Annotated in this window: 6 protein-coding genes; 3 read left to right on the top strand and 3 right to left on the bottom strand. The window is 66.1% G+C overall.

Translation table 11 applies throughout. The annotated features are described in order from the left end of the window. Positions 1–723: class II aldolase/adducin family protein (locus ACIQ42_RS14480; protein ID WP_397422968.1), on the bottom strand; the 723-nt coding region annotated here is incomplete at its 3' end. A gap of 27 nt (positions 724–750) precedes the next feature. Next, positions 751–1,836 (bottom strand): tRNA 2-selenouridine(34) synthase MnmH, encoded by a 1,086-nt coding sequence (gene mnmH, locus ACIQ42_RS14475; protein ID WP_397422967.1) that lies wholly within the window; start codon positions 1,834–1,836, stop codon positions 751–753. A gap of 39 nt (positions 1,837–1,875) precedes the next feature. Here mnmH and selD point away from each other — a divergent pair, with 39 nt between their 5' ends. Beyond that, positions 1,876–2,934: a selenide, water dikinase SelD gene (gene selD / locus ACIQ42_RS14470; protein ID WP_397422966.1), complete on the top strand. Its 1,059-nt coding sequence runs from the start codon at positions 1,876–1,878 to the stop codon at positions 2,932–2,934. Between the two features lie 15 nt (positions 2,935–2,949). Here the strand turns inward: selD and glpK are convergent, their stop codons facing one another. Further along, a complete protein-coding gene (gene glpK, locus ACIQ42_RS14465; protein WP_397422965.1) occupies positions 2,950–4,449 on the bottom strand; it encodes a glycerol kinase GlpK in 1,500 nt (499 codons plus the stop codon). 114 nt (positions 4,450–4,563) lie between these two features. Between glpK and ACIQ42_RS14460 the strand changes: the two genes are divergently transcribed. Further along, positions 4,564–5,685, top strand: coding sequence for a DUF2336 domain-containing protein (locus tag ACIQ42_RS14460; protein WP_397422964.1), 1,122 nt, complete (start codon positions 4,564–4,566; stop codon positions 5,683–5,685). A gap of 50 nt (positions 5,686–5,735) precedes the next feature. After that, the coding region (locus ACIQ42_RS14455; RefSeq protein ID WP_397422963.1) for an NAD kinase at positions 5,736–6,393 on the top strand (658 nt) is incomplete at its 3' end.

Genomic DNA, 6,393 nt, shown 5'->3' with positions numbered 1-6,393 from the left:
CGGCCACGCCAGCGCGCCACCGACGCCGCGGGCGGTCTGGCTCCGGACTTCGGCCTGCGACGCATCCGGCGCCATGAGCAGGTTCTCGCGACCCGCCGACATCGCCTGGATCTGCATCGTGCAGGCCCGCTCCAGATAGTACATGTTGACCCAGCAGTTGGCTGCTGTGTCTCCGACCGCCAGCGTTCCGTGATTTCGCAGCAACATCATGGTCTTGTCGCCAATGTCAGCGACCAGACGCTCACGCTCGTCGTGATTGAGCGCGATCCCTTCATAGTCGTGATAGGCCAGCCGCGGCAGTACGATCAGCGCGTGCTGGGACAGCGGCAACAGGCCTTCCTTCTGGGCGGCCACCGCCACGCCATCGTCGGAGTGCAGATGCATCACAAAGCGAGCGTCGTCGCGGGCCGCGTGGATCGCTGAATGGATCGTAAAGCCCGCCGGATTGATGAAGTAAGGCGTGTCCTGGAGGATTTTGCCGTCCAGATCGATCTTCACCAGCGATGACGCCGTGATCTCCTCGAACAGGAGTCCATAGGGGTTGATCAGGAAGTGATGCTCCGGGCCGGGAATTCGGGCCGAGATGTGGGTGTAGATCAGATCATCCCAGCCGTAGAGGGCCACCAGCCGGTAGAGCGCGGCGAGATCGACCCGCGCCTGCCATTCTTCCGCGCTCACCTTGCCTTGCAGCGACAAAACGCCCGCAACCGAACCGTCCGCCATGGCTGTCTCCCTGAATAATCTGTTGCCCTAACCGTCGCCCCGCACGCCGCCATCGTCAAGTCCGGCCACGAGTTCAGCGATCCGCGCGGTGGCGCGGGCCACGCTTTGTGGCTCCGTCGGGACAATATCCACCACGCCCAGGAGCGGGCGATCCTGTTTCCGGGCCGAGCGGTCGTAGGCCGGGTCGTAATGCAGCGCCATGATCGCTTCGGCCAGGTCGGCGAACGCGCCCGCCGCGATCAGAGACATCCATGCAGCCCGCCGCTCGAGGCTGGGCGCCACAGGCATACGGTCAATCGCCACCATCAGGGCCGCCGGGTCGGCGATCATGTCGGCGTAGGTTTCGACCAGGTACTTCGCCCGTTCCGGACGGGACGCGACGAGTTCCATGCGCGGCGCATGCGCCAGACACGTCCAGAGCGCGGGCGGCACCATCCGGTCACCGATCTTGCTGGATTCCGCCTCCGCCACCACCGGCCGGTTCGGATCGAGGCCGTCAAGCACCTGCAGGAGGCGGCTCTCAAACAGCTTCTGGCTGGGTTGGGGCCGCCCTGCGAGCGCGCCGAACAGCGATCCGCGATGCTGAGCCAGACCTTCGAGGTCCACGGTCTGCAGCCCCATCGCCGACAGCTGGCCCAGCATCTCCGTCTTGGCCGAACCCGTGTGACCGTCCAGCAGGACAAACCGTAGGGCCAGCCCCTCGTCATAGAGACGCCGGGTGACGTAGCGCCGATAGGTCCGGTACCCGCCCGACAGCACCGTGGTTCGCCATCCCACCTGATCAAAGATCGTGGCCATCGCGTTGGAACGCATCCCGCCCCGCCAGCAATAGATCAGTGGCGCAAAGCCGCCGTCCCGATCGGCGACGGCGCCCTCGAGATGCCGGGCCACATTGCGCGCCACATAGGCCGCGCCCAGCCTGCGGGCCTTGAACCGCGAATCCTGCACATACATCGTACCGACCTCGGCTCGCTCGGCGTCGGTCAGCACCGGCAGGTTCACCGCGCCCGGCAGATGATCCTGGGCAAATTCGCCGGGGCTGCGCACGTCGATCACCATGTCGAAGCGCCCCAGGGCTTCGGCCGAAACATCCTCTGTCACCTGCGCGGTCATTGCGATGCTATAGCCCGGTTTCCAGCCTGCGGAGAGCCAATGTCTGAACCTGTTCGCCTGACGTCCCTCGCCCACGGTGGCGGCTGCGGGTGCAAGCTGGCCCCGGCCGTGCTGCGCGAAATCATGTCGAAAATGCCGGCGGCGGCGGCCTTCCCGAACCTGATGGTGGGAACCGAAACCTCCGACGACGCCGCTGTCTGGCGGCTGAACGACACCCAGGCCCTGGTGGCGACAACAGACTTCTTCATGCCCATGGTCGATGATCCCTTCGACTTCGGCCGGATCGCAGCGACCAATGCGCTGTCGGACGTTTACGCCATGGGTGGAACCCCGATCATGGCGCTGGCGATTGTCGGCATGCCGATCGGAAAGCTGGACGCCGCCACTATCGGCGCGGTGCTGGCCGGGGGCGCGTCGGTCTGTGCGGCAGCGGGTATCCCGGTGGCCGGCGGACATTCCATAGACAGCGTCGAGCCGATCTACGGACTTGTGGCGCTGGGGCTGGTTCACCCTGATCGTGTGCTGACCAACCGCACAGGTCAGGCCGGGGACGTGCTGATCCTGACCAAGCCACTGGGCGTGGGCGTTCTCAGCGCGGCCTTCATGAAGGATCGGCTGGAGGCCGATGGCTATGCCGCGCTGATCCGGACAACTACCCAGCTCAACACCCTGGGCAGGCTGTTGCCGGATCAACCCGGGGTCCACGCCGTCACAGACGTCACCGGTTTTGGACTCATGGGTCACGCCCTTGAGATGGCGGAGGGCAGCGGCCTGATGGCCGAACTCAACGTCGGAGGCCCTTCTGTCCTGCCGAGCGTCGAGGACCTGCTGCGCGCTGGCGTCCGTACGGGGGCCTCTGGCCGCAACTGGGACAGCTACGGCGCCCGGGCCCGCCTTGAGCCGGACATGGCGGACTGGCACCGCGACCTCTTTACCGATCCGCAGACCAGCGGCGGCCTGCTGATCGCCGCCGCGCCGCAGTTCGCAGCTTCCCTGCTGGATCTGGCCCGGGCCGAGGGTTTCCAGGACACGCGGATTGTCGGACGCCTCGTCGAGCGGCCCGCCGGGTCAAGGCATGGGGTCCGCCTCACGGATTGAACGCCAGTTCGGCGATCAGCCTGCGGTCCGCACCCGCGCCACGGCATCACGCCATAACTCATAGGCCCTGGCACGTGGCGCCTCGGCCATCTTCGGCCGGTAGGCCTCGGTCGAGGGTCGTGAGGCCGCCGCCTCGGCCACATCGCGATAGATACCCGCCCCCACGCCCGCAAACAGCGCCGCGCCGAGCGCGGTCATTTCTTGATAGGTGGCGCGGCCAACCGTCACACCCGTCAGGTCTGCCAGCCTCTGGCTGAACCAGGCGCTTCGCGACATGCCGCCGTCGATCCGTAATTCAGGGACGCCCGCCAGAGCGTCCGGCGCGTCGGAGCGCATCGCCTCGATCAGATCACGCGTCTGCAGTGCGCAGGCGTCGAACGCGGCGCGTGCAATTTCAGGGAGCCCGGCGTCTCGAGTCAGCCCGAAAATGGCCCCTCGGGCGTCTGCATCCCACCAGGGCGCGCCCAGCCCCGTAAAGGCCGGTACCAGAACCACGCCCAGATCGTCATTGGCTTTCGCGGCGAGCTCTTCCGCCGCCTGCGGCCCACCGGCTATGCCCAATCCCTGACCCAGCCACTGGATTGCAGCGCCGGCGATGAAGATCGAACCTTCCAGGGCATATGTGCGCCGCCCCGCAACCTGAGCGGCGACCGTCGTCAGCAGTCTAGCCTTTGATACAGGCGCGGACTCGCCTGTGTTGAGCAGCATGAAACACCCCGTTCCGTAGGTGGCCTTCATCTCGCCAGGACGAATGCACCCCTGCCCCATCAGCGCCGACTGCTGATCGCCGGCCACGCCCCGGATCGGGATCGCGGCACCCAGGATCGCCGGATCGGTGGCGCCATAATCCCCGGCGCAATCCAGGACCTGCGGCATCAGCGCAAGGGGCACGTTCAGCATCTCGGACATCTCCGCCGACCAGCCCCCGCCCCTGAGATCATAGAGCAGCGTGCGGGAGGCGTTGGTGGCGTCGGTGGCGTGGACCCGGCCCCCGGTCAGTTTCCAGATCACCCAGGTATCCATGGTGCCTGCCAGCAGATCGCCAGCCTCGGCCGCCGCCCGCGCACCTGGCACGGAATCCAGAAGCCAGGCGATCTTCGTTCCGGAAAAATAAGGGTCCAGCAACAGACCGGTAACCTCGGTGACGCGCCCCTCGCGCCCTTCGCCCCGCAGGCGCTCGCATAGCGGTTCCGTGCGGCGGTCCTGCCACACGATGGCGTTGTGGATGGGCTTTCCTGAACGGCGATCCCAAACCACAACCGTCTCGCGCTGGTTGGTGATGCCGATAGCGGCCACCTCCGACAGACTTCGCCCTGATCGCTCGACCGCCTCGCGCAGCACGGCGGTGGACGCGGCGAAGATCTCTTCTGCGTCGTGCTCGACCCAGCCGTCATGGGGGTAGCGCTGCTCCAGCGGCCGACCGGCCTCGGAGATGGCGGTTCCGTCCCTGGCGAATAGGATCGCCCGGGTGCTGGTGGTGCCCTGGTCCAGCGCCAGAATGAGCGGATTTGTCATGGTCGCGGATTCCTTCCCTGACTTGTGGTCTTAAGCAACTCTTCATCGCCAGCCGTCACCTTAACCTTAGCCGCGTTCGCTTTAGAATGGAGGGATCCGGCGTTGAACCTCGCGATGAGCAGCGAAAGTCTGCTCGATCTCGCCAAGAGCCGTCAGCCGGCGGACCGTGAACGCCTGCTGCTGGCGATCGCGGACCTGTGCGATGCGCCTTACGCCAGCGAGGCGATGAAAGCCGACGGGATCCAGGCCCTCCTCAGCTCCATCTTCATGAGCCTGGTCGTCGAGGCCGAGCGGGATATCCGCCGCCGTCTCTCACAGAAACTGGCCTGCGCCGATTGGGCGCCAAACGCCCTGATCAACGTACTGGCGCTCGATGACATCGAAATTGCCCGGCCGGTCATCGCCTTCAGCCCGGTTCTGGACGATGCCGATCTGGTGCGCCTGCTCGTCGAGGCCACCATCGAACACCAGATCGAGGTGGCGCGGCGCCCTTTCATCACGCGCAGCGTGATCGCCGCGATCCTGGAACAGTCCGAACCCGCCGTCCTGACTGCGCTGGCCGGCAACGACACCGCTGAACTCTCGGATGCAGACATGGCGGTCCTGGTGGAAGCGGCGCACGAAGTCGCCGGTATGCGCGCGCCCTTGTCCAGGCACCCGAAGCTGTCGGAAGCCCTGGCTCAACGTCTATACCTTTGGGTGGGGCTAGCCCTTCGTCAGAGCCTGTCTCATAGGTTCCGTCTCGACATGGACCAGCTTGATCGGGCGATGGCCGCCTCTGTCGCCGAGGCTCACGCCGGAACACCCCCGGGAGCCCGGGATGCGCTGCCGCGCACCGCCCGCGAAGGCGAGCAGCAAGTCATGGAAGAGCGGCTGGTCAAAAAGCTGTTCGCTGCAGGTCAGCTTCGCCCGGCCTACCTGGTTCGAGCTCTCCGCGAAGGCCGCCTCGGCCTGTTCACAGCGGCGCTGGCTGCCCTGGGACGGTTCGAAACCGCCCACGTCAAGGCCGCGCTGGACTCCGATCGCCCAGAGTTGCTGGCGCTCGCCTGCGTCGCCATCGGGATCGACCGAAGCGTCTTCCCGGACATTCTCGCCATGGCGCGCCGCCTGAACGATGGCTTGCCGGGCGGCGGAGCAGAGGGCGCCCGGAAGGCTGCCGTGGCCTTTGCCCCGGTGTCGCCCGAGATCGCCCGCGTTGCATTTGGCCAGGCCGTGAGAGCCCTTCGCACCGCCTGACTCCAACGGCCGTTTGACATGCGCGCGCTCATCGGCATTTCTGGCGGTCGATGAAAAGCAAGCCCTTTGTGACCCGCCTCACCTTTGTGGCTAGCAGCCGCCCGGAAGCAATCGAAGCCCGCGACAAGCTGGCCAGGCGTTACGGCGACGCCGGTGTCGATGACGCACAGGTGATCGTGGCGCTGGGTGGCGACGGGTTCATGCTCGAAACAGTCCACGGACTGATGGCCTCCGGCAAACCCATCTACGGCATGAACAAGGGTTCCGTCGGCTTCCTCATGAACGAGTTCGCCGACGATGACCTGCTGGGCCGCATCAACGCCGCCGAGCAGGCCGAGATTCACCCCCTCAGGATGCAGGCCGTGGATGTGGACGGCGTCACGCACGAGGCGCTGGCCTTCAATGAGGTCAGTCTCCTGCGCACAACCCGGCAAGCGGCTAAACTTCGTATCTCGGTCGACGGGAAGGTACGCCTGCCGGAACTGATCTGCGACGGCGCGTTGATCTCCACGCCGATGGGGTCGACGGCTTATAACCTTTCGGCGCACGGCCCGATCATTCCTTTGGATTCCAAGATTCTGGCGCTTACCCCCATCAGCGCCTTTCGGCCGCGGCGCTGGCGCGGCGCACTTCTCGCCCAGGCGGCGCGCCTGAGACTGGAGGTGCTCGAGGCTCCGAAACGGCCGGTGAGCGCCGTGGCTGACAACT

This window comes from Phenylobacterium sp. (assembly GCF_044372605.1).
Taxonomy (GTDB): Bacteria; Pseudomonadota; Alphaproteobacteria; order Caulobacterales; family Caulobacteraceae; genus Phenylobacterium.
This window is presented reverse-complemented; position numbering and strand designations above follow the sequence as displayed.

Coding starts and splice junctions, on each gene's coding strand:
- mnmH (WP_397422967.1), bottom strand. CDS start 1,836: ATGACCGCGCAGGTGACAGAGGATGTTTCGGCCGAAGCCCTGGGGCGC.
- selD (WP_397422966.1), top strand. CDS start 1,876: ATGTCTGAACCTGTTCGCCTGACGTCCCTCGCCCACGGTGGCGGCTGC.
- glpK (WP_397422965.1), bottom strand. CDS start 4,449: ATGACAAATCCGCTCATTCTGGCGCTGGACCAGGGCACCACCAGCACC.
- ACIQ42_RS14460 (WP_397422964.1), top strand. CDS start 4,564: ATGAGCAGCGAAAGTCTGCTCGATCTCGCCAAGAGCCGTCAGCCGGCG.